32 protein-coding genes are annotated in these 25,129 nt (G+C 65.4%); 21 read left to right on the forward strand and 11 right to left on the reverse strand.

What is annotated here, in order from left to right; translation table 11 throughout:
* Window positions 1–31 precede the first annotated feature (31 nt).
* The 7 genes from thrC to K3148_RS09935 all read left to right on the forward strand — a co-directional run bounded on the left by thrC (window position 32) and on the right by K3148_RS09935 (window position 4,194).
* Window positions 32–1,420, forward strand: a complete 1,389-nt coding sequence (gene thrC / locus K3148_RS09905) for a threonine synthase (RefSeq protein ID WP_221424651.1) — start codon at window positions 32–34, stop codon at window positions 1,418–1,420.
* A complete protein-coding gene (locus tag K3148_RS09910; protein ID WP_221424652.1) occupies window positions 1,420–2,307 on the forward strand; it encodes a class I SAM-dependent methyltransferase in 888 nt (295 codons plus the stop codon). The genes thrC and K3148_RS09910 overlap by 1 nt, the downstream gene beginning before the upstream one ends.
* Before the next feature lie 10 nt (window positions 2,308–2,317).
* Window positions 2,318–2,692, forward strand: coding sequence for a dihydroneopterin aldolase (locus tag K3148_RS09915; protein ID WP_221424653.1), 375 nt, complete (start codon window positions 2,318–2,320; stop codon window positions 2,690–2,692).
* Window positions 2,689–2,994 (forward strand): Rossmann fold domain-containing protein, encoded by a 306-nt coding sequence (locus tag K3148_RS09920; RefSeq protein ID WP_221424654.1) that lies wholly within the window; start codon window positions 2,689–2,691, stop codon window positions 2,992–2,994. Before K3148_RS09915 ends, K3148_RS09920 begins: the two co-directional genes overlap by 4 nt.
* Window positions 2,991–3,233 carry a MoaD/ThiS family protein gene (locus tag K3148_RS09925; RefSeq protein ID WP_221424655.1) on the forward strand — a complete coding sequence of 81 codons (243 nt, stop codon included), beginning with the start codon at window positions 2,991–2,993 and terminating at the stop codon, window positions 3,231–3,233. Before K3148_RS09920 ends, K3148_RS09925 begins: the two co-directional genes overlap by 4 nt.
* Window positions 3,226–3,693 (forward strand): molybdenum cofactor biosynthesis protein MoaE, encoded by a 468-nt coding sequence (locus tag K3148_RS09930; protein WP_247711542.1) that lies wholly within the window; start codon window positions 3,226–3,228, stop codon window positions 3,691–3,693. The genes K3148_RS09925 and K3148_RS09930 overlap by 8 nt, the downstream gene beginning before the upstream one ends.
* Window positions 3,694–3,768: 75 nt before the next feature.
* The gene (locus K3148_RS09935) at window positions 3,769–4,194 is read left to right on the forward strand and encodes a hypothetical protein (protein WP_221424656.1); all 426 of its coding nucleotides are present in this window, start codon (window positions 3,769–3,771) and stop codon (window positions 4,192–4,194) included.
* A 6-nt stretch (window positions 4,195–4,200) separates the two neighbouring features.
* Here K3148_RS09935 and K3148_RS09940 read toward each other — a convergent pair whose 3' ends face one another.
* Window positions 4,201–4,881: a Crp/Fnr family transcriptional regulator gene (locus K3148_RS09940; RefSeq protein ID WP_221424657.1), complete on the reverse strand. Its 681-nt coding sequence runs from the start codon at window positions 4,879–4,881 to the stop codon at window positions 4,201–4,203.
* Window positions 4,878–5,396, reverse strand: a complete 519-nt coding sequence (locus K3148_RS09945) for a hypothetical protein (protein WP_221424658.1) — start codon at window positions 5,394–5,396, stop codon at window positions 4,878–4,880. Before K3148_RS09945 ends, K3148_RS09940 begins: the two co-directional genes overlap by 4 nt.
* A gap of 190 nt (window positions 5,397–5,586) precedes the next feature.
* Here K3148_RS09945 and rplU point away from each other — a divergent pair, with 190 nt between their 5' ends.
* The 3 genes from rplU (at window position 5,587) to K3148_RS09960 (ending at window position 7,114) form a co-directional block, all read left to right on the forward strand.
* Window positions 5,587–6,081, forward strand: a complete 495-nt coding sequence (rplU, locus tag K3148_RS09950; protein ID WP_221424659.1) for a 50S ribosomal protein L21 — start codon at window positions 5,587–5,589, stop codon at window positions 6,079–6,081.
* Window positions 6,082–6,093: 12 nt separating this feature from the next.
* Window positions 6,094–6,363 (forward strand): 50S ribosomal protein L27, encoded by a 270-nt coding sequence (rpmA, locus tag K3148_RS09955; protein ID WP_221424660.1) that lies wholly within the window; start codon window positions 6,094–6,096, stop codon window positions 6,361–6,363.
* A gap of 211 nt (window positions 6,364–6,574) precedes the next feature.
* The gene (locus K3148_RS09960) at window positions 6,575–7,114 is read left to right on the forward strand and encodes a GNAT family N-acetyltransferase (protein WP_221424661.1); all 540 of its coding nucleotides are present in this window, start codon (window positions 6,575–6,577) and stop codon (window positions 7,112–7,114) included.
* 50 nt (window positions 7,115–7,164) lie between these two features.
* Here K3148_RS09960 and K3148_RS09965 read toward each other — a convergent pair whose 3' ends face one another.
* Entirely contained in the window at window positions 7,165–8,043 is an 879-nt protein-coding gene (locus K3148_RS09965; protein WP_221424662.1) for a metal-dependent hydrolase, read from the reverse strand.
* A gap of 115 nt (window positions 8,044–8,158) precedes the next feature.
* Here K3148_RS09965 and K3148_RS09970 point away from each other — a divergent pair, with 115 nt between their 5' ends.
* A complete protein-coding gene (locus tag K3148_RS09970) occupies window positions 8,159–8,758 on the forward strand; it encodes a TetR/AcrR family transcriptional regulator (RefSeq protein ID WP_221424663.1) in 600 nt (199 codons plus the stop codon).
* Here K3148_RS09970 and ygfZ read toward each other — a convergent pair.
* Window positions 8,739–9,482 (reverse strand): CAF17-like 4Fe-4S cluster assembly/insertion protein YgfZ, encoded by a 744-nt coding sequence (ygfZ, locus tag K3148_RS09975; RefSeq protein WP_221424664.1) that lies wholly within the window; start codon window positions 9,480–9,482, stop codon window positions 8,739–8,741. The genes K3148_RS09970 and ygfZ overlap by 20 nt on opposite strands.
* Before the next feature lie 39 nt (window positions 9,483–9,521).
* On the opposite strand from ygfZ, the gene pyrC reads away from it, so the two are divergent.
* Window positions 9,522–10,568 carry a dihydroorotase gene (gene pyrC, locus K3148_RS09980; protein WP_221424665.1) on the forward strand — a complete coding sequence of 349 codons (1,047 nt, stop codon included), beginning with the start codon at window positions 9,522–9,524 and terminating at the stop codon, window positions 10,566–10,568.
* Here pyrC and rarD read toward each other — a convergent pair.
* Window positions 10,546–11,448 carry an EamA family transporter RarD gene (gene rarD / locus K3148_RS09985; RefSeq protein WP_221424666.1) on the reverse strand — a complete coding sequence of 301 codons (903 nt, stop codon included), beginning with the start codon at window positions 11,446–11,448 and terminating at the stop codon, window positions 10,546–10,548. The genes pyrC and rarD overlap by 23 nt on opposite strands.
* Before the next feature lie 180 nt (window positions 11,449–11,628).
* On the opposite strand from rarD, the gene K3148_RS09990 reads away from it, so the two are divergent.
* The gene (locus K3148_RS09990; protein WP_221424667.1) at window positions 11,629–12,153 is read left to right on the forward strand and encodes a glycine zipper 2TM domain-containing protein; all 525 of its coding nucleotides are present in this window, start codon (window positions 11,629–11,631) and stop codon (window positions 12,151–12,153) included.
* Between the two features lie 110 nt (window positions 12,154–12,263).
* Here K3148_RS09990 and astD read toward each other — a convergent pair whose 3' ends face one another.
* Together astD and K3148_RS10000 are read right to left on the reverse strand one after the other, a co-directional pair.
* Entirely contained in the window at window positions 12,264–13,712 is a 1,449-nt protein-coding gene (gene astD, locus K3148_RS09995) for a succinylglutamate-semialdehyde dehydrogenase (protein ID WP_221424668.1), read from the reverse strand.
* A gap of 66 nt (window positions 13,713–13,778) precedes the next feature.
* Window positions 13,779–15,188 (reverse strand): protein adenylyltransferase SelO family protein, encoded by a 1,410-nt coding sequence (locus tag K3148_RS10000; RefSeq protein ID WP_221424669.1) that lies wholly within the window; start codon window positions 15,186–15,188, stop codon window positions 13,779–13,781.
* A gap of 79 nt (window positions 15,189–15,267) precedes the next feature.
* Here K3148_RS10000 and K3148_RS10005 point away from each other — a divergent pair, with 79 nt between their 5' ends.
* From K3148_RS10005 to K3148_RS10020, 4 genes are all read left to right on the forward strand, one after another.
* Window positions 15,268–16,149, forward strand: coding sequence for an alpha/beta fold hydrolase (locus K3148_RS10005; RefSeq protein WP_221424670.1), 882 nt, complete (start codon window positions 15,268–15,270; stop codon window positions 16,147–16,149).
* Entirely contained in the window at window positions 16,146–17,249 is a 1,104-nt protein-coding gene (locus tag K3148_RS10010; RefSeq protein ID WP_221424671.1) for a glycosyltransferase, read from the forward strand. Before K3148_RS10005 ends, K3148_RS10010 begins: the two co-directional genes overlap by 4 nt.
* 135 nt (window positions 17,250–17,384) lie before the next feature.
* Window positions 17,385–18,164 (forward strand): tetratricopeptide repeat protein, encoded by a 780-nt coding sequence (locus K3148_RS10015; RefSeq protein WP_221424672.1) that lies wholly within the window; start codon window positions 17,385–17,387, stop codon window positions 18,162–18,164.
* A gap of 17 nt (window positions 18,165–18,181) precedes the next feature.
* Window positions 18,182–19,534 (forward strand): outer membrane protein assembly factor BamB family protein, encoded by a 1,353-nt coding sequence (locus K3148_RS10020; protein WP_221424673.1) that lies wholly within the window; start codon window positions 18,182–18,184, stop codon window positions 19,532–19,534.
* Between the two features lie 54 nt (window positions 19,535–19,588).
* Here the strand turns inward: K3148_RS10020 and K3148_RS10025 are convergent, their stop codons facing one another.
* Genes K3148_RS10025 through K3148_RS10035 form a run of 3 tightly spaced genes read right to left on the reverse strand, consistent with a single transcriptional unit; the run spans window position 19,589 to window position 22,081 of the window.
* Entirely contained in the window at window positions 19,589–19,891 is a 303-nt protein-coding gene (locus tag K3148_RS10025) for a putative quinol monooxygenase (protein ID WP_221424674.1), read from the reverse strand.
* Window positions 19,892–19,912: 21 nt separating this feature from the next.
* Complete coding sequence (locus K3148_RS10030) at window positions 19,913–21,283, reverse strand: glutamate--cysteine ligase (RefSeq protein WP_221424675.1); 1,371 nt, start codon at window positions 21,281–21,283, stop codon at window positions 19,913–19,915.
* A 42-nt stretch (window positions 21,284–21,325) separates the two neighbouring features.
* The gene (locus tag K3148_RS10035) at window positions 21,326–22,081 is read right to left on the reverse strand and encodes a 16S rRNA (uracil(1498)-N(3))-methyltransferase (protein ID WP_221424676.1); all 756 of its coding nucleotides are present in this window, start codon (window positions 22,079–22,081) and stop codon (window positions 21,326–21,328) included.
* A 39-nt stretch (window positions 22,082–22,120) separates the two neighbouring features.
* On the opposite strand from K3148_RS10035, the gene ubiA reads away from it, so the two are divergent.
* Genes ubiA through K3148_RS10050 form a run of 3 tightly spaced genes read left to right on the forward strand, consistent with a single transcriptional unit; the run spans window position 22,121 to window position 24,112 of the window.
* Window positions 22,121–23,035, forward strand: a complete 915-nt coding sequence (gene ubiA, locus K3148_RS10040; RefSeq protein WP_221424677.1) for a 4-hydroxybenzoate octaprenyltransferase — start codon at window positions 22,121–22,123, stop codon at window positions 23,033–23,035.
* Complete coding sequence (locus K3148_RS10045; protein WP_221424678.1) at window positions 23,035–23,655, forward strand: SOS response-associated peptidase; 621 nt, start codon at window positions 23,035–23,037, stop codon at window positions 23,653–23,655. The genes ubiA and K3148_RS10045 overlap by 1 nt, the downstream gene beginning before the upstream one ends.
* 4 nt (window positions 23,656–23,659) lie before the next feature.
* Window positions 23,660–24,112, forward strand: coding sequence for a tRNA (cytidine(34)-2'-O)-methyltransferase (locus K3148_RS10050; protein WP_221424679.1), 453 nt, complete (start codon window positions 23,660–23,662; stop codon window positions 24,110–24,112).
* Window positions 24,113–24,171: 59 nt separating this feature from the next.
* On the opposite strand, the gene K3148_RS10055 is transcribed toward K3148_RS10050, so the two are convergent.
* Window positions 24,172–24,546 carry a VOC family protein gene (locus K3148_RS10055; protein WP_221424680.1) on the reverse strand — a complete coding sequence of 125 codons (375 nt, stop codon included), beginning with the start codon at window positions 24,544–24,546 and terminating at the stop codon, window positions 24,172–24,174.
* A 112-nt stretch (window positions 24,547–24,658) separates the two neighbouring features.
* On the opposite strand from K3148_RS10055, the gene soxR reads away from it, so the two are divergent.
* Entirely contained in the window at window positions 24,659–25,096 is a 438-nt protein-coding gene (soxR, locus tag K3148_RS10060) for a redox-sensitive transcriptional activator SoxR (RefSeq protein ID WP_221424681.1), read from the forward strand.
* The last annotated feature ends 33 nt before the right edge of the window (window positions 25,097–25,129 follow it).

Here is a 25,129-nt window from a genome sequence, read left to right on the forward strand (position 1 = left end):
GCGCGCCCGCACGGCTAACCGCATCCGCGCAATGAAATACGTCTCCACACGAGGTGAGGCTCCGAGCCTCGATTTCGCCGAAGTCACGCTGGCAGGGCTGGCGAGCGATGGCGGGCTCTACGTGCCCGAAAGCTGGCCGCAGTTTTCCGCCGAAGACATCGCCGCGATGCGCGGGCTGCCCTATGCCGAACTGGCCGCGCGGGTGATGGAGCCTTTCGTCGGCGACAGCCTCACGCCGGAGCGCCTGCGCGAGCTCACCGCCAAGGCCTATGGCCGCTTCGCCCACAAGGCGGTGACGCCGCTGGTCCAGCTCGACGAGCAGCACTGGGTGCTCGAACTCTTCCACGGCCCCACGCTCGCCTTCAAGGACGTGGCGCTGCAAATGCTGGGCCTGCTGTTCGAGGAATTCCTCAGCCGTGAGAAGGGCAGCCTGACCATCGTCGGCGCGACCAGCGGCGATACCGGCAGCGCGGCAATCGATGCCGTGGCGGGGCTAGACAATGTCGAAATCTTCATGCTCCATCCCAAGGGCCGGGTGAGCGATGTCCAGCGCCGCCAGATGACGACGGTCCGCGCGCCCAACGTCCACAACATCGCCATCGACGGATCGTTCGACGACGCGCAGGCCATGGTGAAACGCATCTTCGCCGACCGGGACGTCACCGCGAAGCACCGCATCGGCGCGGTCAATTCGATCAACTGGGCACGGCTGATGGCGCAGGTGGTCTATTACTTCGCTGCCTCGCTGCAGCTGGGTGGGCCGGAGCGCAGCCTTGCCTTCAGCGTGCCGACGGGCAATTTCGGCGATGTCTTCGCCGGCCATGTCGCTGCACGCATGGGTCTGCCGATCGAGAAGCTGATCGTGGCGACCAACGTCAACGATATCCTCCACCGGGCGCTGGCCGAGGGCGACTATTCCGCCGGATCGGTCACGCCCACCAGCGCACCGAGCATAGATATCCAGGTCAGCTCCAATTTCGAGCGCTTGCTGTTCGATGTCGGCGGGCGCGACGGCCTGGCTTTGGCCGAGCAAATGCGCGGCTTCGATGCGTCCAAAGCCATGCGGCTCACCAACGCCCAGACCGAGGGCGCCGCCCTCTTCACCAGCGCGCGCGCCGACGAGGGCGATACCGCGCAGGCCATGCGTTGGGCCTATGAGAATTGCGGCGAGATGCTCGACCCGCACACCGCCATCGGCCTCCACGCCGCGCGCGCTGCGGATATCGCTCCCACCGTGCCGGTGGTGACCCTTGCCACCGCCCACCCGGCGAAATTTCCCGATGCAGTCGAACGCGCCACGGGCCTGCGCCCCGGCCTGCCCGCTCGCGTCGGCGATCTTTTCGCGCGCGAGGAAAGCTTCGTCGAATTGTCCGGCACTTACGAGGCGGTGCGCGACCACATCATGGGGCACGCCTCCTGATGGCCGAACTCACACGCGATCCGGTGTTGATGGTCGGCGAGGGCTGGGACGGCTACCGCCTGCTCGACAGCGGGCTTGGCCGCAAGTTCGAAGCCTATGGCGAATATCGCTTCATCCGTCCCGAACCGCAGGCCATGTGGTCGCCCAAGCTCGACCACTGGGACGCGCATGGCGAATTCGTCCCCGGCAGCGACGAGGACGGCGGCGGGCGCTGGCAGTATGCGAAGGACGTCCCGCAAGACGGTTGGCCGCTGGGCTGGGGCGATGAGGTCCGCTTCACCGCGCAATGCACGCCGTTCCGCCATCTCGGTTTTTTCCCCGACATGGCGCCCGTCTGGACCTGGATGGGCGAGCAGCTCGAAGGCCGCGCCGATGCCGAAACGATGAACCTCTTCGGCTATACGGGTGTCGGTACGCAGGCGCTCAGTAAATACGGCCGCGTTACCCATGTCGATGCGAGTAAGAAGTCCGTCGCACAGGCGCGCGAAAACGCCGCGCTCGCCGGGCTCGACGATCGTCCGGTGCGCTGGCTGGTCGAGGACGCGATGAAATACACCGCGCGCGAAGTGCGGCGCGGGCGCCGCTATGACGGGATCATCCTCGATCCGCCCAAGTTCGGCCGCGGCCCAGATGGCGAGGTGTGGCGTCTCGAGCAGGGCCTCCCCGAACTTGTTTCCGATTGCCGCCAGTTGCTTGATCAGGACAGCAGCTTCCTCTTCCTCACGGTCTACGCGGTCCGGATGAGCAGCCTCGCGCTTGGCGGATTGCTCGAAGAGGTCTTCGCAGAGCTGCCCGGACAAATCGAGCACGGCGATCTTGCCGTGCAGGAACAGGGCGGCCGCTTGTTGCCGACGGCGATCTTCGCGCGCTGGTCCAATCCGCGCTAGGGACGGGTCCATGAACGATTCGCTCACTCTCGAAGTCGCCGATTTCGAACACGACGTCCTCACCGGGATCTATTCCGAAGAGACCGGCAAGCCGCAACCGCTGCGCTTCACCATCCAGGTGCGGATGAAGCCGCTGCGGCATTACGATCCCGACACGCCGCTCGACGATTCCAAGAACTACATGGACTTGAAATTCGCCGCGTCCGAGGCGCTGCCCGAAGGCGTGCATTTCAAGCTGATCGAGGCCGTGGCCGACCATGTCTGCGAAACGCTGTTCCTTCAGGACAAGCGTGTCGAGGCGGTGACGGTGAAGATCGTCAAGCTGGCGATTGCCGAGGCAGGCGAGAAGATTGGCATCACGCTGCATCGCGAGCGCCGCGAATGAAGCGCATCGCGGTCGAGGGTCTGCCGGAAGAACCGCTCGCCGCAGCGGGACTGTTCCACCAGAACTGGCTCGATCCCATTGAGCGCGCGCTGGAAGCCGGGCAGGACGTGCTGGTCACACTCGATCCGGCCGATCACACGCATGACGAATGGCGCAGGGCCGCCGCCGCCATGCTGGCGCGCAAGCACGCGCCGCGCCGCGTGGTGCTGGTGGCCGGCGAGGGTGCGGCGCTCGAACCGATCGCAACCTATCTGGCAAGCGCGCCCGGTGTGACGGGCCAATATCTCAAGGCCGCAGGATGAGCGCAACCATCCTCTTCCTCGGCCCCTTGCGCGACCTTGCGGGCGAGGCTGAGCGCGAAGTTTCCGCGCCGCTCGACTGGGAAGCGCTGCTGGACACGGTGGGCCCGGACATAGCCGCACAGATCAAAGACGAACGCGTCAACGTCGCCTGCAAGGGCAAGGTCCTCGCCGACAAGCGCACGCTCCTGGCCGAAGATGGCGATGAAGTCGCGCTGCTGCCGCCGGTGAGCGGTGGCTAGGCTCGCCCTCTCCACCCCGCTCGACGTGCGCCTGCTCGACAAGGGCGTGTCGGTCGGAGAAGCGCTGGCGGCTTTCAACGCCGCGCATAGCGAGGCAGGCGGGGTGGTCTCCTTCCTCGGCAAAGTAAGGCCCGACGGCGGCGTCCGCGCGCTCGAACTGACCCATTACGCGCCGCTTACTCTTCCGGGCATGGAAGGGCTGGCACAGACCGCGAAAGACCGCTTCGTACTCGACGGCGCGCTGGTATGGCATCGAGTCGGCGTGATGACTCCGGGCGAGGCTATCGTGCTGGTCGCTACTGCCGCACGCCATCGCCGCAACGCCTTCGAAGCGGCCGATTTCCTCATGGACCACCTCAAGTCCGCCGCGTGGTTCTGGAAGCGCGAGCGTCGGGACGATGGCTGGCGCTGGATCGAGCCGCGTGGCGAAGACCACGCAGACCTCGCCCGCTGGAAATAATCGCGCCCGTTTGATCTCGATCAAGGAACGGGGTGAAGGTTTGCATCAGAACGTCTCCAACAAAGGAGATCGTTCATGTCGAAGCACCTCACCCGCGAACTCGTTGCCGAACAGGCCGCCATCGTCGCAGCGCCCAAGCCGCGTCACGTGGTGGACCGCACGTTCGAGCTCCCCAAGGGGCTCTATTCGGCGACCGTCGCTCTGTACCTCGGTTTCCTCGCAGTGATGGCCACGGGCCTTTCCTCGCCCGGTCTCGTCATCCCGATGGTCATCTTCACCCTCTTCATCGTCGCCGGCTTCGGAGTGCCGGCGATCTGGGCACGGCTCGCTCCCGCACCCCGCTCGCGCCAGATGAGCTTTGCCCAGCTTCGTCGCGATGGGTTCGCCACGCTGACCGGCCGTATTTCGGCTCGTGATGCCAGCGTCCAGATGCTGATCCTCCCGGTCATCATCTTCTGCTGGGGCGTGACAACGGTCACCATCGCAGCGCTGGTCCGCTGACCGGCGCTATCGAAGGGGGAGGAGCGCGGGATCGAGCAATTCGATCCCGCGCTTTCCGTTGCGCCGGATAGCGCCCTCGCGCTCGAAACGGGTCAGCATCCGGCTCACCGTTTCGATCGTCAGGCCGAGCATGTCGGCCAGCTCTCCGCGCGAAAGCGGAAGGTCGAATTCCTTCGCCGGATGGCAGGGCGAATCGCTGGCCGCACGCGCCAGCGAGAGGAGCGCGCCCGCAACGCGCTGCTCCGCCGATGCCGTGCCGGTCAGCGCAAGCAGTTCGCGGCTGGCGAAAAGGTCTTCCTGGGTGCGCCGCAGCAGCGCCTGGCCGAGGCCCGGGTACCGTTCGATCGCTTCGGCAAAGGCAGGGCCGGAGAACACGCACAATTCGCTCTCGCCCAGCGCCACCACATCGTGCCGCATATAGGGTCCGAACATCTCGCCGACGAAGCCCGAGGGATGGACGAGCGAAAGGATCCGCTCGCGCCCGTCGGCATCGATGGAGGTGATCTTGAGCGCGCCGCTTTTGAGGGTGGCGCAGGCGGCCTCTGTCATGCCGGCTGCAAACAGCGTCTCACCCTTGTGCAGGGTGCGCAGGCGGCCGGCCCTGGCGAGCTCTTCGCGCTCTTCGTCTTCCAGCACGGCACAGGCCGCCCGGTCGCGCACGGGGCAGGTGGCGCAGTGCAGGGTCACCGGATACGCGCGCGCAGGTCTTCCAGAGTGGCGTCCTGCTCGCTTACCAGTTCGATAACCCTCTGCCTTGCCGCTTCGACAGCCCCCGCGTCCTCCGCTGCCACCCGCGTGGCGGTGTAGATCGCGTCGAGATCGCCGAGCGGGATTGCCGCCAGGCTGCGCGCCGAATCGAGCTCGGCCAAGGCAACCTGCGCTGCGGCCCAGCTATCGCTGCCGATCGAATTGCCGCGAGCGGAGGTGACAAGGCGCTGGGCCCGTGGCTGCACTTCGAGGAACTGCGCATGCGCGCTTTCGGCGGCCGCAACCAGGCTGGCGAGTCGCGCATCGAGTCCGCCGGTCAGGTCGACGTCCACCGTGGGAACATCCAGACGGCGGGGTTCGCCGGTGGCGAATTCGCCTTGGACGCGTTCCGCGTCGCGGATGGCGAGGGAGGGGTAATCGCTGCCACTGGTCGCGCAGGCGCCAAGGAGACTGGCGAGAGAAACAGCGAGGACGGCTCTTGCATGTTGCGGCATGAAGGCCACATAGCATGCGCACGTGCATGTGCCAGCGTGAAACCCAAAAAAGCGCCGCGTTCGGCGTTGACTTGGGTCGGGCTTTCGCTTAACGGCACGCTTCTTTCCGGGCCCGCTAATCGGCGGGTCGACGGGTGCGCCGTAGATTCGCAAGGACGCGGCACAGCAATTTGATTGAGAGATACGTACCATGTTCGCAGTAGTGCGCACGGGCGGCAAGCAATACCGGGTTGCCGCCGGAGACAAGATCGCGGTTGAGAAGCTGGCTGGCGAAGCCGGTGACACCATCACTCTGGGCGACGTCCTGCTCGCTGGCGAAGGCGATTCGCTTGCTGACGCTGCGAAGACGGTCGTTTCGGCTGAAATCATCGCGCAGGCGAAGAGCGAGAAGGTCACGGTCTTCAAGAAGCGCCGCCGCCACAACTATCGCCGCAAGAACGGCCACCGCCAGATGATGACGCTGCTGCGCATCACTGCCGTTGGCGATTCGAAGGCCGAGAAGAAGGCTGCTCCCAAGAAGGAAGCTGCCCCGAAGAAGGATGCTTCGGAAGAAAAGGCTGCGCCCAAGGCGAAGAAGGCCGCTCCCAAGAAGGACGCGGCTCCCGCCAAGTCGGGCACGCACGCCACCGAGAAAAAGGCTCCTGCCAAGAAGGCAGCTGCCAAGAAGACCGAATCCAAGAAGTAAGGAACCCGGACCATGGCACATAAAAAAGCAGGCGGTTCATCGCGTAACGGTCGCGACTCAGCCGGTCGTCGTCTTGGTGTGAAGAAGTTCGGCAGCGAAAACGTCGTCGCCGGCAACATTATCGTGCGCCAGCGCGGCACGAAGTTCTACCCGGCCGTCAACGTCGGCATGGGCAAGGACCACACGCTGTTCGCGCTTACCGACGGCGTCGTCCGATTCCACTCGGGCAAGCTTGGCCGCAAATATGTGTCGGTCGACCAGGTGGCTGAAGCTGCCGAATAAACGGACGCTCCGATAACGGGATCGTCCAGACGAGACGGTCCCAGCCGGGCTAACGACCCGGCAGACGAAGAGGGAGATGGGGCCGACCCGTCTCCCTCTTGTCGTTTCTCCCTCTTCGTAAATCGCATGGGCGAAAATTCCTTTCGCCATCACGCAATTGTCACGCGTCCGGCCTAGGAGCCCGGAGCGTGGTCCTACGGGGAGAATACCAATGTTCCATGTCACCGAAAGGCTGCTGCTGCGGCCTGCTTGGCCCGAAGATGCAGACGCGCTGTTCGGCGGTATCGCCGACAAGGGTGTCGTGCGAAATCTTGCGAGTGCGCCTTGGCCCTATCTCCCCGAACATGCGCGTGATTTTGTCTGCCGCGAGGCGGTCGCCCGCTATCCGAAATTCCTCATTACGAAGCCGGGGCCCACGGGGTCCGAGGTGATCGGCTGCATCGGGATCGACCCGGGCGAGGGCGGCACCGAGCTTGGCTACTGGATTGCCCGCTCCGCATGGGGTCAGGGCTTTGCTACCGAAGCCGGACGCGGGATGCTGGAAGTCGCCCGATTGCTGGGTCATGGCAGGATCAACGCAGGGCACTTTGTCGACAATCCGGCATCGGGCCGCGTGTTGCGCAAGCTTGGTTTCGTGCCGACCGGCAAGGCCGCCATGCGGCACAGTTGCGGCCGGGGCGAGGAGGCGGAATGCGTGATGTACCGCCTCGATCTCGAGGCTGAGGCCGGACCGAACCTGCAGGCCGCATAAGAAAAGCCCCGCCATCGCTGGCGGGGCTTTTTGCTTTCGAGGGTGAGAGATTATTCGGCCGGCATCAGCGCGGCTTCGAAATCGCCCTCGTAGACCTTGATAAGCTCGCGATCGTCGTGATCCCACGGGTGGAAGCCCGGCTTGAAATAGGCGAGCCATGCCGGGAAGATGCGGCGCACCACGCCGGGGGTGACAGTGAGGTACTTGAACAGGCCCCAACGCGCTTTCCAGCCGGTGATGCCGTCCTGCGCCAGCAGTTCGAGCGAGTCGGCCCAGCGGTTCTTGAAGAAGCGAGCAGTGACCGTGAGCATCACAAGGCTCCGGACGCGCCAGCGCTTGCCGTCGGTCCAGTCGCGCGTGGCGTGGTTCCAGGTGTCGAAGGCGACACCCTTGTGTTCGATTTCCTCGGCCGCATGCCAGCGCCACATATCGCGCACTTCCGGATCGGCATCCCTGAAATGCTCCGGATTGGCGAGGAATTCCGCCGCCATCATTGCAGTATAGTGTTCAAGCGCCATCGTCACGGCGAGGTTGGCAATGGCCGGACGGCCCTTGGTCAGATCGAGCAACTCCTTCACGCGAAGGTCGATCGCCTTGATGTCGTAGCCGTGATCTTCGGCGAGACGATTAAAGGCGATGTGTTCGCGCGTGTGATTGATTTCCTGCTTCACGAACGCACGGATTTCCTCCGCCAGCTGAGGGTCGGCGCCTTCGCGGTGGGCCTTGACGGCCTCGACGAAGAAAGCCTCCCCGCGCGGGAATGTGGCCGACAGGGCGTTGTGCCAGGCCGTGCCGAAAGGCTCGCCTGCCCACCAGCGCCTCGGCGTGGTGCCGCGGTTGAAGCGCTCGTCGCGCACGGTGATGGTGAGATCGGCAGGGGTCGGGCCCTTGCTCATGGCGTCGGTGTCGATAGTGACGGGGGCGTTCATGGACGGCTCCGGAGTTAACTTACATGGTTGTCAGTAAGCATTACTGACATAAATGTCAATAACGGGAGCTTAACGGCTTCCCCCGCGCGCAGCGATGGGTTAACGCTGGCGAACAATGGCTACCCGCAAGCGTCTACCTCCCGAAGAATCCCGCCTTGCTGCGCTCGAAGCGGCGCGCGGTCTGCTGATCGAAACCGGCCCCCAGTCGGTTACGTTGAAAGCGGTTTCGGCGCGGATCGGGCGGACGCATGCGAACCTGTTGCATCATTTCGGCTCGGCGGCGGGCTTGCAGAAGGCGCTCGCCGGGCACCTGGCCCAGGCCGTCTGCGCGACGATTGCCGACGCGGTCCGCGCCAGCCGGGCAGGGCTTGGCTCCCCGCGCGAAGTCGTGGACCTTGCGTTCGACGCTTTCGACAAGGAAGGCGCGGGCGCGCTTGCCAGCTGGATGATCCTGACCGGCAATGAGGACGCACTCACCCCCATCGTCGAGACCATCCATCAGCTGGTCGACGAGATTGCCCCCGAAGAAGCCGAGCATTCAGGGAACGCCACGCAGGTCCACGAGGAAACGCTGGCGCTCGTCCTTATGGCGATGGGCGACGCGCTGATCGGCACAGCCCTGTCGCGCTCGCTCGGCTTGCCCGAGACGGCGGCGCGCGACCGTGCAGAACGGATGCTGGTTCGTTCGCTCGAAGCTAGCCTTCCGCAGGCGTAAGGCCGGGGCGCATCCACTCAGGGGCCGCTTCCGGTTCGATATCGCTCACGCGCAAGTGGTCCACGGCAAGGCCCAAGGCCTCGTAGGCCACCTTGCGCCGCTTCTCGTCCGACTGTTCGAGCGGCACGACAACAAGCCGCCGGTTGACCTTGCTGCGCCAGTTCATCCGCGCGGTGTTTTCCTGACCGATGTAGCAGCCCTTATCGAAGGCCACGCCGTGGAGTTCGACAGCGTTTGTCTCCAGCCACAATATGTCGCCCAGCTCCGCGCGGCCTTCGGGCACTCCGAGCGAGAGGCGATGCGCGCGATACGCCTCGTCCGCCGATGCGTCGCCCTCTGCCACCGGGGCGAGCCAGCGCTGGCCCAGCGCGGGAAGGCGCGGATCGGAAGCGCCGCCGTCGCCCGTGTGGCCTTCCCAATGGACGCCGACCGTATCGTCCACCGCAATGTCGATCTTGCGGCGCAGGCGATAGAGCGAAAGGCGCTTCGCGAGGTCTTCGGCGAATTCGGCTTCGCAATCGAGGAGCAGACCGCCGTCGCCCGCAGGCCACACGATCATGTCGAACAGCGCCTTGCCCTGCGGCGTGAGCAGTCCGGCATAGACGGGCAACGCCTGCTTCACATCATTGGTCAGCAGGCCTTGCAGGAAGCCGGCAACGCTCTCGCTGTCGTCTTTGGGCGTCAGGCGCACGATGGCGCGGCTGGTCAGGCGGGTGGCTGTCATGCGTGACAGATAGGCCGCCTGCCGCCATAGGCAACCGCCATGAGCCACGCCCCCGAATCGCTGACCATCCGCCGCCCCGACGACTGGCATCTCCACTTTCGCGATGGCGAGACCATGCGCGCGGTCGTGCCGCACACCGCGCGCCAGTTCGCCCGCGCGATCGTCATGCCCAATCTCGCGCCGCCGGTAACTACCACCGCATTGGCCGACTCCTATCGGACCCGCATTCTCGAAGCCGTGCCCGAGGGGCTCGACTTCACACCGCTCATGACCGCCTATCTCACCGACGAAACCGATGCGGACGACCTGGCGGCGGGTTTCGCGGATGGCGTGCTTACCGCGGCCAAGCTCTATCCCGCGGGCGCGACGACCAACTCCGCCCACGGCGTGACCGACATCGCGAATATCGAGCGCGTGCTGGAAAAGATGGCCGCGATCGGGATGCCGCTCTGCGTCCACGGCGAAGTCACCCATGCCGAGATCGATATTTTCGACCGCGAGGCGGTGTTCATCGACCGCATCCTAGCTCCGGTGGTGGAGCGTCTGCCCGAACTGAAAGTGATCTTCGAGCACATCACCACGAAGCAGGCTGCCGAGTTCGTCGATGCGACCGGCCTCAATGTTGGCGCAACGATCACGCCGCAGCACCTCCATATCAACCGCAACGCGATCCTGGTGGGCGGCATTCGCCCGCATATGTTCTGCCTGCCCGTCGCCAAGCGCGAGGAGCACCGGCTGGCGCTGCGCAAGGCGGCGACCTCAGGATCGGCCAAGTATTTCCTCGGCACTGACAGCGCGCCGCACCATCGCCACGCAAAGGAAAGCGATTGCGGATGTGCGGGGATTTTCAACGCGCCCTTTGCGCTTGAAAGCTATGTCACCGTTTTCGACGAAGAGGAGGCGCTCGATCACTTCGAGGCGTTTGCCAGCCTCAACGGCCCCGGCTTCTACGGAATGCCCGTCAATGAAGAGACGGTGACGCTGGAAAAGGCTCCGGTCGAGGTTCCGGCCGAGGTCAATGGGGGAGAGGCCGAGATCGTGCCCTTCCACGCGGGCGAAACGCTCAAATGGCGGTTGGCTTCCTAGAGCGCGCGACGAGATCCCACACGAAGATCGCCGCGGCCGCCCAGATACAGGCGAAGCAGGCGGCCTGCGCGGGCTTCAACTCCTCTCCGAAGACGGTGAGGCCGAGAATGAAGACGATGCTGGGCGCCAGGAACTGGATGAAGCCGAGCGTCGAATAGGGCAGCCGCCTTGCAGCAATGGCGAACATCAGCAGCGGAAAGGCCGTGAGCGCGCCCCCGAGCATGATCGCGAGGCTGAGACTGGTATCTTGCGTGAAAGCCGATCCGGCCGGAGTGCCTGCGTAATAGAAGGCGACCACCGAGGCAGGGACGAGCAGCACCAGCGACTCGATCGTCAGGCCGGGCAGGGCGCCCACGTCGACCTGTTTGCGAATGAGGCCATAAGTGCCGAAGCTCAGCGCCAAGGTAAGGCTGATCCACAAGGTCGTCAGCGCGCCGCCCAAAAGTAGTGAGACGCCCACCGCTGCGAGCGCCACAGCAGCCCACTGCGCCCGCGACAACCGCTCCTTCAGCAGCAGTGTGCCGAGCAGGACGTTGATCAGCGGGTTGATGTAGTAGCCGAGGCTGGCGGCGTAGACGTAATTGCTCTGGATCGCCCAGACATAAACGACCCAGTTCACCGCGATCAGCGTGGCGCTCAGGAGCAGCCAGGCCATGGTGCGCGGGTTGGAGAGCGCGGCCTTCAGTTCCGGCAATTGCTTTCGCACCGCAACGATCAGCAGGCACAGCGGCAGCGTCCAGATGATCCGCCAGCCGACGAACTCCATCGCCGGGACGCTGCGCACCAGGATCAGGTAAAGCGGCAGGAAGCCCCAGATCAGATAGGCTCCGAGCGCTGCCCAAAGGCCTGTCCGGGGGTGTTCGGTTGCTGTCGTTTCCATGAATGAATCGCGCCTAGGCCGGGGCGTTGACCCCTGCAAGCCTCATCTCGTCGGCTGAGAAACCACGACTCGTCGATTAATCGAAATCTGACGCCAATGTTGCAATCGGTTCAGGAAAGCGCGCGTAATACTGAACGGCATCAGGACACCACGAGTCGAATACGACCAAAGGAATTGCTCATGCCGAACCTTACCAAGACCCTTTCGCTGGCTATCGCCGCCAGCGGCCTCACCCTCGCCATGCCGGCCAGCGCCGCCGTGCCCGCCCATGCCGCACCGCAGGCGCAGGCCCATGCTGCCGCGCATGTCGATATCGCCGGCGAAACCGTCTTCGAGCATGGCAAGAAGCACAAGCGTCACAAGCGCCACAAGCATCACCGCGGCCATGATCGCTACGAGGACCGCTATTACGGCGAGCGCCGCTACTACCGCGACGACCGCCGTCCCTATTACATGCGCTACGACCGCCGCTGGGGCCAGCCGGTCTATCGCGACACCCGCATTTGGCGTGGTCGCGACAACCGCTATTACTGCCGCAAGGAAGACGGCACCACCGGCCTCTTGGTCGGAGCCGGTGTCGGCGCGCTGATCGGTCATGAAGTGGCCGGACGCGGCGGCGACCGCACGCTCGGCGCTATCGTCGGCGGCGCGGCAGGCGCGCTGCTCGGTCGCTCGATCGACCGTTCCAGCACCCGCTGCGGCTAATCACATCGCGAGCTTTCGGACTGCGCCCACCCGCAGTTCGGAGGGGGCGACCCTTCGGGTCGTACTGGGCGTCGTCCGAACCCTTTCAAGAAGGGGAGGGCGGCGCCCTTTTACTTGTGCGCGTCCTTGGACTTGCGGGTCGGCTTGACCGCGTCCTTGAGCCCGACGCCGATGCTGGCGCGCGGTTGTTCGACCTCGGTGCTGGCTACCGGATAGGCGCAATAGTCGGCGGCGTAATAGGCCGCCGGGCGATGGTTGCCCGACAGGCCGATGCCCCCGAAGGGCGCGCCGGAGGAGGCCCCGTTGGTCGGGCGGTTCCAGTTGACGATGCCGGCGCGTGCCTCGCTCCAGAAATGCTCGAAATCATCGGGCTTGCCGCCGACCAGTGAGGCCGAGAGGCCGTAGCGCGTGTTGTTCGCTTCCGCGATCGCTTCGTCGAAATCCTTGACCCGGATCACCTGCAGCAGCGGGCCGAACAGTTCGACATCGGGGCGGTCCTCGATGGCCGTGGTTTCGATGATGCCGGGGGTGAGGAAGGGCAGGTCCTCCTTCGGCCGCGTCATCTTGAGGATCGCTTCGCCGCCATGGGCCAGCAGGGCTTCCTGGCTTTCCATCATCATCTCGGCGGTCGCGTTGTCGATCACCGTGCCCATGAAGGGCTGCGGCTCGGCAAAGGGTTCGTCGACGATCAGGCGTTCGGCAAGGTTTTTGACCGCCGGGACGATCTCGTCATACACGCTGTCGAGCACGATCAGGCGGCGCGCGGCGGTGCAGCGCTGGCCGGCGGTGGTGTAGGCCGACTGGATGATGGTGACCGCCGCGTCTTCGATCTTGGGCGTGTCGATCACCACGATCGGGTTGTTGCCGCCCATTTCGAGGGCAACGATCTTGGCCGGATTGCCGGCAAGCTTCTTGTTGATCGCAATCCCCGCCGGGGCCGAGCCGGTGAAGAGCACCCCGTCGACCGCCTCGTGCGCGACCAGCGCCTTGCCCATGTCGGGCCCGCCGTGGAGGCATTGGATCACGCCTTCGGGCACTTCGGCCTCGTGGAACAGCTTGGTCAGGAATTCGCCAACCGCCGGGGTCTTCTCGCTCGGCTTGAAGACGACGACATTGCCCGCGATCAGCGCCGGCACGATGTGGCCGTTGGGCAGGTGGGCCGGGAAATTGTAAGGACCGAGCACCGCCATCAGCCCGTGCGGCTTGTGGCGCAGCGCCGAGCTTCCCTGAAGCGCGCTGTCGAGCTTCTTCTGTCCGGTGCGTTCGGCATAGGCCTTGATCGAGATCTCGACCTTGTTCTTGACCGCTTCGACCTCGGTGCGAGCTTCCCAAAGGGGCTTGCCCGTTTCGCGGGCGATCAGTTCGGCAAAGGGTTCGGCGTGCTTGAGCACCTGGTTGGCGAAGCGGCGCATGAATTCCATGCGGACCGCAGCCGATTGCCGCGCCCAGTCGCGCTTTGCCGCCAGCGCGCGTTCCATCACCTTGTCGATATTGCCGACCTTGCCACGCCAGATCTGGTTGCCCGTCGCCGGCTCGGTCGAAATCATCTTGTCAGACACAAAAAAGCCTGTCCTTGAACCCGTTGCCCTATCTGCAACCGCCTATGTGCCTTCTGCCTTGGCGCGTCAAATTGAGTTTTGGCTAATGTGTCCACAAGGGACGGGGGCCGGGCCATGCGCATCGCCGATGCGGCGAAGGCGCGCGACCTTTTCGTGCAGGGGCTGCCAGTCATCGCGTTCGTCGATGGCCGACCAGATTGCCTCCACCTCGTCGATGAGCATGCTTTCGGGCGCCCCCTCGCTCCAATAGGGGTGGGTGTCCTCGACCCGTTCGTAAGCGCTGAGCAGCTGCGCGATCTCGCCCGTCGCCCCGCCGGTGCGCAGGCGGTAGAAAAAGGCGTCGGGCTGTTCGCCGCTGGCCGCCATCTCGGCCTCGCACGCGCCGACCAGCCGGCCATCCTCTTCGCCGCCCTTGGGCACGAGGCCGAGCCGCCAGCGCCAGCGCCGCCCGACCGCTTCCATATAGAGCGGCCCGAACCGCTCCATCGCGGCGATGAGTGGGGGCGCATCGGCCAGCAGGCGCAGCGCGATGGCGAACTGGCCGCAGTTCCAGTGCAGCGCTTCGGGCTGGCGGCCGAAGGCGTAGAGGCCCTGATGGTCGAAATAGGCGGCGGTGAAGCCCGGCTCCCACTTGGGCAGGAATCGCCAGGGACCGTAATCGAAGCTCTCGCCAAAGATGTTCATATTGTCGGTGTTGAGCACGCCGTGGACGAAGCCGGCCACCATCCAGCTGGCGGCAAGATCGGCCATGCGCTCGACCACGAGGTGCATGAGGCGCACGGCTGGCTCTTCGCGGCCCGGCGCGTCCTCGGGTGGGGGTGGGCCGGGGATGTGTTCGAGGCAATAGGCAACCAGCGCCTCCATATGCTCCTTTTCCTCCAGCACGAGCAGGCGCTGGAAACTGCCGATGCGGATATGGCCGTGGCTCAGTCGCGTCATCACCGCCGAGCGTGTCGGGGAGGGTTCGTCCCCGCGCTCCAGCTTTTCCCCGGTCTCGACGATGCTGAAGGTCTTGGAGGTGTAGACGCCCAGCGCTTCGAGCATTTCGGTGGCGAGGATCTCGCGCACCCCGCCTTTCAGCGTCAGCCGTCCGTCGCCTGCGCGGCTCCACGGGGTCTGGCCCGATCCCTTGGTGCCGAGATCGAGAAGGCGGCCCGCGCGATCACGCATCTGGGCGAAAAGAAAGCCGCGCCCGTCGCCGATTTCGGGATTGAACACGCGGAACTGGTGGCCGTGGTATCGCAGCGCGAGCGGCTGGGGGAGGTTGCCTTCCAGCGGTTCGAAACGTCCGAAATGCCGGACCCAATCGCTGTCCGACAGCTCCCCCAGACCGACGGCGGCAGCCCAGCGGTCGTTCCGGAAACGCACGTTCGTTTCGGGAAAATCCGCCGGCGCGACCGGGTCGCCAAGCCAGTCCGCAAGCTCCGAGATTGGCGTTTCGGGGCGGTATTCGGCGGGTTCGGGGGCGCTCGGCATGGGCTTTGGATGGGGCGCATGGCCGGGTCATGCAAGTCGTCTCTCGAAATTTGCGCAAAGCCGCGCTACCGGAGCAGGCATGGATAGCGATTTCAGCGAGCGCAGCTGGCAGAGCCCCGACGGGCTGGAGCTGTATTTCCGCGATTATGCCGCGGGCGGCGAGGGTGCGACGAGCGGCAAGCTGCCGGTCGTGTGCCTCCACGGCCTCACCCGAAACAGCCGCGATTTCGAAGGGCTGGCCCCGCATATCGCGGCGCAGGGCCACCGCGTCATCGTCCCCGACATGCGCGGCCGCGGGCAAAGCGCCTATGCCGAAGACAGCGCAACCTACGCCGTGCCCACCTATATCGCCGATGTCATGGCGCTGCTGGCGCAGGAAGGGATCGAGCGCTTCGTCTCGGTCGGCACCTCGATGGGCGGCATCATGACCATGCTGATGGCCCAGTTCGCGCCCGAAAAGCTTGCCGGGGCCGTGATCAACGACATCGGTCCCGTGGTGAACCCGGTCGGAATCGACAAGATCAAGACCTACCTCGGCAAGGGCGGAAGCTTCCCGACCTGGATGCACGCCGCGCGCAGCCTCGAGGAAGTCCATGGCGAATCGCACCCGGGCTTCGACACGAACGACTGGATCCAGATGGCCAAGCGTTCGATGACTTTGTGCAACAATGGCCGGATCGCCTTCGATTACGACATGAAGATCGCCGAGCCTTTCTCCTCCGCCGACGAAAACGCCGTGCCGCCCGATCTGTGGCCGGGCTTCGAGGCGCTGGCGGCAAAGCCGCTCCTCCTCGTGCGCGGCGGCATCTCGGAAATCCTGTGCGCGGAGACTCTCGCGGAGATGCAGGCTCGCGCGCCCGATGCCGATGTGGTGACCGTGCCCGAAGCGGGCCATGCGCCCACGCTCGATGAGCCCGAGGTGCGCGCAGCAATCGACGCGCTGCTGAACGCCGCCCGATGAGCGCAGCGCATGACGGCATTGCGCCGAACGTCCTCCACGTCTTCCCGACGGCGGAATCCGCGGAACTGATCGCCGCTTTCGGCACTAAGCTGCGCCATACTATGGTGACGGCCGACGGCGCGCTTCCGGCTGGCCTGCGCAAGAGCCCCTATCTCAAACCCGCAAGCGATTTCCCAAAGCTTGGCGGCGCGCTGGGGCCGGGGCGGATGCAGAGGCTGGCGCGCGCCATGACGCCTTTCGACCTCGTGCTGACGCATGGGTATGAGGCGCTCGACGTCGCGATGGCGCACACGCTGTTCAAGGATGCGATGAACCTGCCGCCGCTTATTCATCATGAGCATGCGCTCGACGCGAAGCATGGGCTGAAACGCAAGTGGTATCGCCGGATTGCGTTGGGCAAGGCGTCCGGCCTGGTTGTCCCGGGCGAGGCGCTGGAAGAGCGTGCGCTGGTCGACTGGCAGCAGCCGATGGGCCGCGTCAAACGGATCGCCCCGCTGCTCGACACCAAGGCTTTCGCCAAGAAGCCGAAACACGACAGCCTGCGCCTCATCAAGCATCCGGGCGAACATTGGGTCGGCTGCTGGCCGGGCGAACAGGACTCCAGCCGCCTCGCCGCGCTGGTCGAAGCCGTGGCGCAGCTGCCGGGCGCGTGGAACCTCGTCGTAATGGGCGAAGGGCAGGAACGCGCCGACAGCCAGGCGCAGATCGACCGGCTTGAGATCAACGACCGCGTGCATTTCCTCGCCAGCTCGATTGCGCCGGCCAAGGTGATGGGCCTGTTCGACATCTTCGTATCGCTGTCGGGTCGGGGCACTTTCCCTGTCCACGTGGTGGAAGCGATGGCGGCTTCCGTCGCCGTGCTCGCCCCGCACACGCCGGAGATGGAAGGCATCCTTCCGCAAGCCGCGCAGGAATGGCTTTATGATCAGGGGGCGTCGGGATCGCTTTCCGCCTATCTCGGCGCGCTGGCGAAGGACAAAGGCCTGCGCACGACGCTCGGCGAAGCGAACCGGGCGAAAGCGGTGCAGGATTTCGACCGCGAGAAGACGCTCGCCACCTATCGCCGTCTCTATTCCAGCGCCATGAAACGCGAATTCTGAGGCCTTCGCCTTTCAGCCGCCGTTCACGCGGGCGGGGACAGGCAGGGCGTTGAACCGCGCTAGCCATTGCCCTTGTCAGGCGTGATGCCTAAAGACCCGCGAACCATTTTTTCAAGGACCGGAGCCCGCCGCGAAGTGGCACGTAAACCCAGTACCGAACTCTCCCGCGAAGAGAAGAAAGCCAAGGCCGAAGCCGCCGAACAGGACGCGCTGCTGCGCGAAGTGGACGAGGCTGTGCGTCAGGGCGATTTCGAAAGCTTCATGGCAAGCTATGGCAAGCCGCTGCTCGGCCTCGTGATCGTGGGCCTCGTAGCCTTCGGCGGCTATCTCTACTGGGATGGCGAGCGCGAAGGCGCGATGGAGCGCTCGGGCGAGGAACTGGTGACGGTTCTCGACCAGATCGAGGCAGGTAATATCGATACCGCCACCGGCCAGCTCGACGGGTTCGACGGCAAGGGATCGCCGGCTGTCAGCGCGAAGATGCTGCGCGCCGGGATTGCCTCGGAAGCGGGCGAAAACGAGGAAGCCGCGCGCCTCTATGGCGAAATCGCAGAGGACGGGAACGCGCCCGAAGCGCTGCGCAACCTTGCGCTGGTCCGCCGCACGACGCTCCTGTTCGACACGATGAAGCCCGAAGAGGTGGTGGCCGCGATGAAGCCGCTGGCCGTACCGGGCGAACCCTTCTTCACCAGCGCGGGCGAACTCGTCGCCCATGCCTATCTCGCGCAGGACAAGCGCGCCGAGGCCGGCGCCCTGTTCGCCGAAATCGCGCGCGACGAGAACACACCCGAAGTCGCCCGCGCGCGCATGCTCAACATGGCCGGCATCCTCGGCGTCGACGCGGTCGACGATGTGCAGGATGTCCTCGAACGGCAGGGCGTCGAGGGCACCGACGCCGAACTCGTCAGCGAATGACACGAAACGGAAATTTCATGAGCCAGAAACTAACCAAATTCGTCCTCAAGAGCGCGGTGCTGACCGCCTCCACGCTGGCGCTCGGCGCGTGCAGCGGCGGGCTTTTCGGCGGCGGCGACGGCAAGAAGGACACGCCCACCTTGGGTGAGCGCCAGCCGATCCTCTCGCGCATCGACACGGGTGCCAAGGTCGATCCGGCGCTGGCCGGGACTGCCGTGACGCTGCCGGCCGCGCGCGCCAACGACACCTGGGGTCAGGGCGGCGGGACGGCCAACAAGAGCTATGGCCACCTCGCGCTTTCCGCTTCTCCGGCCCAAGCCTTCACCGCGCAGGTCGAAGGTGCAAGCAACAAGCGCCGTCTGGGCGCTGCGCCGGTTGTCGGTGGCGGCAAGCTCTTCGCAGTCGGCACGGATGGTCAGGTTTCCGCTTTCGACGCGCAGACCGGCGCGCGCGCCTGGACCTACCAGAGCGCCTTCACCGACGACACGCGCCCCAGCGCCTTTGGCGGCGGTGTCAGCTTCGATAACGGCAAGCTCTACGGCACCGATGGCGCGGGCAATGTCTACGCGCTCGATGCGAACACGGGTGCCGAGCTGTGGAAGGTAAAGCCCGGTGGTCCGCTGCGCGGTTCGCCCACGGTCGCCTTCGGCAACATCTTCGTGATGAGCCAGGACAACCAGCTCTTCGCTCTGGGTGCGAACGATGGCCGCCTCGTGTGGCAGGAATCGGGTTCGACCACCATGGCCGGCGTGTTCGGCGTGGCTTCGCCCGCTGCGGGCAACGGCACGGTCGTCGCCGGGTACACCTCGGGCGAGCTCGTTGCCTACCGTTACGAGAACGGCCGCAGCCTCTGGGCCGACGCCCTGGCGCGCACCTCGATCTCGACGCAGGTCGGCGCGCTGTCGGACATCGACGCCGATCCGATCATCGACAATGGTCAGGTCTTCGCGCTGGGTCAGGGTGGCCGCATGGCCGCTTACGAGCTCGTTACCGGCCAGCGCCTGTGGGAGCTTACCGTTGCCGGTATCTCGACCCCGGCGATTGCGGGTGACTGGATTTTCGCCCTGACCGACGATGCGCGCCTGATGGCGATCGCGCGCAGCACCGGCAAGGTCCGCTGGCTCACCCAGTTGCCGCGTTTCCGCAACGAGGAAAAGAAGAAGGACCCGATCTTCTGGCAGGGTCCCGTGCTCGCGGGCGATCGCCTGTGGGCGGTTAATTCGGAAGGCCAGGTCTATTCGATCAGCACGGGCGAAGGTTCGGCAACGCTGTTCCGCGACCTCGAAGAGCCGATCAGCCTTCCGCCGGTCGTCGCCAACAGCACGCTCTATGTGCTTGATGACAGCGGCCGGATCACGGCGTTCCGCTAAGACTGAACCAGACAGGGCGGCTAACCGGCTGCCCCTGCCGAAACACATCGAGGGTCAGCCGAGCGGCTGGCCCTCGTCCGTTTCATAGACGCGAATATCGCGCGAGGCGGGCGGGTTGGCGGCCATTACCTCCTTGAAGGTCGCCATATGCGCGGAGGCCCCATGCGCCTCCAGAGCGGCCCGGTCCCGCCAGCGTTCGAACAGGATCAGCGTGTCGGGATCGGCAATGTCGCGCGCGAAGCTGTAATCGAGGCAGCCGTATTCGGCGCGGCTGGCGCGGACCATTTCGACGATGGCCTTCTGCGTGGCCGCATCGATCGTGCGTCCCAGCCGTATCGTGCCGTTGATCTGGATCATGCGCCTCGCTCCTTCGAAGGGTTAGAAACTGTACTTGTAGACCCGGCTGATATCGCCGCCCCATTCGCCGTGATACCGGTCGAGCAGGACTTGCGCGGGGACTTTTCCGGTGGCGACGATTTCATCCAGCGTCTCGAGGAAGCCGGTCTCATTGTCGCCCGAGGTGTTGAGGCGCCCGCGCGCCACAAGCCCCGAACGCGCAATGGCGAGGACGTCCTCCGCCAGATCGCGCAAGCTGCCTCCGCCCGGGATCGGCGCGTCGAGCGCCAGTTTCGGCACGGCGTTGCGCAAATCCTGGCGCTCTTCCATGGTCCAGTGCTTGACCGCGTCCCATGCCGCATCGAGCGCGTCCTGTTCGTAGAGCAGGCCGACCCAGAAGGCGGGGAGGGCGCAGATGCGGCTCCACGGTCCGCCATCGGCGCCGCGCATTTCGAGGAAGCTCTTGAGACGGACTTCGGGAAAAGCGGTCGAAAGGTGGTCCCACCAATCGCTCTCGGTCGGCTTCTCGCCGGGCAGGACCGACAGCTTTCCTTCGAGGAAGTCGCGGAAGCTGAGGCCCGCGGCGTCGATATACCTGCCCTCGCGGAAGACGAAATACATCGGCACGTCGAGCATGTAGTCAACCCAGCGTTCGTAGCCGAAGCCGTCCTCGAACACGAAGGGCAGCATGCCGGTGCGGTGCGGGTCGGTGTCGGACCAGATGTGGCTGCGATAGGAAAGGTAGCCGTTGGGCTTGCCTTCGGTGAAGGGCGAATTGGCAAACAGCGCGGTGGCGAGCGGCTGGAGCGCGAGGCCGGTGCGGAACTTCTGCGCCATGTCGGCTTCGGAAGAATAGTCGAGGTTCACCTGGATGGTGCAGGTGCGCAGCATCATGTCGAGGCCCAGCGTGCCAACGCGCGGCATGTGCCGTTTCATGATCTCGTAGCGGCCCTTGGGCATCATCGGCAGTTCTTCGCGGGTCTTGTCGGGCCACATGCCGAGGCCGAGGAAGCCGACATCGCAGGCTTCGCCCACCTGCTTTACCTGCGCGAGGTGACGCCCGGTCTCGTTGCAGGTCTGGTGCAGATTTTCGAGCGGCGCGCCGGAAAGTTCGAGCTGGCCGGCCGGTTCGAGGCTGACCGTGCCGTCGTCCCCGCGCATGGCGATGACCTTGCCGCCTTCCTCGACCGGTTCCCAGTCGAACTGGCGCAGGGACATCAGGATGTCGCGAATGCCGCCCTTCTCGTCATAGGAGGGGGCGCGGTGGTCGCTCTTGTGAAAGACGAGCTTCTCGTGCTCGGTGCCGATCCGCCACTGGTCCTTGGGCTTTTCGCCCTTCTGCATCGGCGCGACGAGCTGGTCGCGGCTTTCGATGACGGGGTCGGCCTTGGCTGAGGTATCGCGGGTGCTCATTTGGGTGGCGTTAGGCAACCGAACCTGCCGAGGGAAGGGAAATTATTCCTCGCCCAGCCAGTCGCCCGCCTCGGCCATCCATACCGCGATTCCCGCCAGCGCCGCGGTTTCGCCGCGCAGGACGCGCGGGCCGAGGCTGATGGCGCGCGCGTTGGGATGCGCACGGATGGCGGCGCGCTCGGCATCGTCGAAGCCGCCTTCGGGACCGATGAGGAGCGCGGCAGGCCCCTCGGCATAGCAGAACGCGTCGGCTGCCGGTTCGCCGCCTTCCTCGTCAGCGAAGAAGAGGATGCGGTCGTCCGGCCAGTCGCGCAGCAGGGCGTCGAGCTTAACCGGTTCGGCGACTTGGGGAAGCGCGGTGCGCGCGCATTGCTCGGCGGCCTCGGTGACGATGGTCACGGCGCGTTCGCCGTTGAGCTTGTCCGCGACGCAGCGCCGGGTGATCACCGGATGGATCGCCGCAACACCCAGCTCGGTCGATTTTTCGAGGACCATGTCGAAGCGATCCTTCTTGAGCAGCGCGGGACAAAGCCAGAAATCGGGCACCTCCTCGCGCGGGCGAAGATGGTCCTCGACCTTCAGCTCGACCCGACGCTTGCCGGCCTCGGCAACGCGGGCCACCCATTCGCCCGTCACATCGTCGCACAGGATCACCGCATCGCCTTCACCCACGCGCATGACGCGGGCGAGATAGTTCGCCTGATTGCCTTCGATGCCGACGATGCGCCCGGCGGCGAGTTCATCGGAAACGAAAAGGCGGGGGGCGCTCTTGGGCGGCCATGCGGGAGTTGCTGCCATGGCTTTGCAGGTGGCACGTGCGCTTGTAGGGAGCAAGCCATGAGCGACACCGCGCCTGCAGATATCGTCCCCGACAGCGAACACCGCGGCCTCGTAGCGCGCCTGCCGCAGCTGCCGCGCGACTTGGCGCAGCTGGCGCGGTTCGACCGGCCGATCGGCTGGTGGCTGCTGTTCTGGCCCTGTGTGTGGGGCGTCTGGCTGGCGGGTGCAGGCTGGCAGTGGGCGCTGCTGGGCTGGCTGCTGCTCGGCAGCGTGGCCATGCGCGGCGCAGGCTGTGTCTATAACGATATCGTCGACGCGAAGCTGGACCGGCAGGTGGCGCGCACCGCCAGCCGCCCGGTGGCGAGCGGGCGCGTGTCGAAGAAGCTTGCCTGGGGCTGGCTCCTCGCGCTTTGCCTCGTCGGGCTGGTGGTGTTGCTCCAGCTGCGCCCCCTCGCGCAGATGGTCGCGCTGGGGAGCCTTGCGCTGGTTGCCGCCTATCCTTTTATGAAGCGGATCACGTGGTGGCCGCAGGCGTGGCTCGGCATGGTCTTCACCTGGGGCCTTCTCGTCGGCTGGACCCAGCTGCGCGCCGACAATTGGGACGCGCTCGCCGCCATGTACGCAGGCGCAGCGCTGTGGGTCATCGGTTACGACACAATCTACGCCATCCAGGACCGCGAGGACGACGCGCTGGTGGGAATCCGCTCCTCCGCTCTGCGGCTTGGTGGTCATGTGAAGGGCGGGGTGGCACTTTTTTATACGGCAGCCGTCGCGCTCTGGGCGCTCGCCTTCTGGCTCTACCGCGCGGACTGGATTGCCCTTCTGGCGCTGTTTCCGGCGGCGGGACATCTCGCATGGCAAGTCGCTACTCTCGATGGCGAGGATGCGGGCAATCCGCTCGCGCGCTTCCGCTCCAACCGATGGACCGGCGCCTTGGTGGCCGCCGCCTGCTTTGTCGTGGGGAACGCCTGATGTGCAATCTCTACCGCATGACCAAGAACAAGGACGAGGTCGCCGCGTGGTTCGACGCGGTGAATGAGCTGGGCGGCGCGAATTTCGGCGAGGAGGTCTTCCCCGGCTACCCGGGCGCGGTGGTGGCCGAAGGCAAGCTCACCCAGATGAGCTGGGGCTTCCCGCTGGTGATGAAGGGCAAGAACGGCCAGCCGCTTAAGCCCAAGCCGGTCAACAACGCGCGGACCGACAAGCTCGACAGTTTCTTTTGGCGCTACAGTTTCGAGGAACGGCGCTGCCTCATCCCCGTCACCGCATGGGCGGAAGCCGAGGGGCCCAAGGGCGGCAAGACCCGCAGCTGGCTATCGCGCCCCGATGCCGAGCTGTTCGCCGTGGCAGGGGTGTGGCGCAATTCGGACGAATGGGGCGACTGCTACTCCATGGTGATGACCGATGCGGACGGTCTCGCCGCCGAGGTTCACACACGGATGCCCGTGTTGCTGGACAAGGCGGACTGGGGGACGTGGACCTCCGGCTCGCCCGAGGATGCGCGCGCCCTGTGTCGCCCGTGGGAAGGCGAGCTCACGCTCGACCGCAGCACGGTGCCGTGGTCGGGCAAGGGGCAGGTGGGGCTGCTCTAACACCATGCGGATCGCCCTGTTCGAACCCGAAATCGCCGGGAATGTCGGCAATGTCATGCGTCTGGGCGCCTGCATGGGCGCGGGCGTGGATCTCATTGAACCGCTCGGCTTCCCGTGGGACGATCGCCGCGTGCGCCGCGCCGCAATGGACTATATCGACCATGTCGAGGTGGTGCGCCACGAGAGCTTCGAAGCCTTCCGCGCGGCAAGGTCAGGGCAACGCCTCGTGCTTTTTACCACCCGCGCGACGCAGTCCTCCTACGACTTCGCCTATCACCCCGACGACATCCTGCTGTTCGGCAAGGAAAGCGCCGGAGTGACCGATGCGGTTCGCGCGTGCGTCGACGCTAGCGTGCGGCTGCCGATGAAGCCGGAGGTGCGCTCGCTCAATTTGGCGACCAGCGCGGGTCTCGCGCTGGGCGAAGCGCTGCGGCAGACGGGGAATCTCCCGGCCTAGACCTTTCGGCCTTGCGCTTGGGCGAGTGGCTGGCGAAGAGCGGCCTACGCAGCACGATCTCATTCATAGCAGACCACCTCGAATTCGATGCCGTCCCAGTCGAAGAAATAGAAGCTGTCGGGCCCGGGCTCGTAGCTTCCGTGGTTGAACGGTTCGAGGCCCTGCTCTCGCACGATCGCTTCGGCAGCGGCGAGGTCATCGACCTGCACCCCTATGTGATTGAGCGGCACGCCCTTGGCGAAATCGCCTCGCGCGCCATCCTTCGTGTAGATCGCGAGGTAGTTGCGTTCGTCGCCGACGTGGATCGTGCGACCGCCGAGCTTCGACGGCCCTCTCCACCGTTCCTTCCAGCCGAGCAGGCGGGCGAACAGCTGCGCGCTGCGGTCGGGATCGGTGACGGTGATGTTGACGTGTTCGATAGTGCCATGCGGCATTGTGCATCTCCTTTTGTGGCCCCGCAGAACGGGGCGCGTTGGTCGATGCACCACCCTATGCAACCTCAAGCTAAGTTGAGGTCAAGCTTCAAATGCGCTATCTCAGTAATTGATGAAAGCGAACGACCTCCTTCCCATCGGCAATATCGCGCGGCGGACCGGCCTCTCGGTCTCGGCAATCCGGTTCTACGAGGAGAAGGGGCTGGTCGAAGCCCACCGCACCGGCGGCAACCAGCGGCGGTTCCTGCGCAGCGATATCCGGCGGCTGAGCTTTATCCTGATCGCGCAAAAGCTGGGACTGTCGTTGGCGGAGATCGAAGATGCGCTGGCGGGTCTGCCGCAAGGGCGTACTCCTACCGCCGCCGACTGGACGACAATCAGCAAGGAGGTCCGCCAACGCATCGACGCGCAGATCGCGGCGCTCGAAAAGGTGCGCGACGATCTCGACGGGTGCATCGGCTGTGGATGCCTGAGCCTGAAGAAATGCGCGCTCTACAACGCGGATGACCGCCATGGCCGCGACGGCGTGGGTCCGCGGGTCTTGCGCTGAGTTGGTAGGCTGCGCATAGGCTGCCTGACCTCC

The sequence above is a fragment of the Qipengyuania aurantiaca genome (assembly GCF_019711375.1).
GTDB classification, from domain to species: Bacteria; Pseudomonadota; Alphaproteobacteria; order Sphingomonadales; family Sphingomonadaceae; genus Qipengyuania; species Qipengyuania aurantiaca.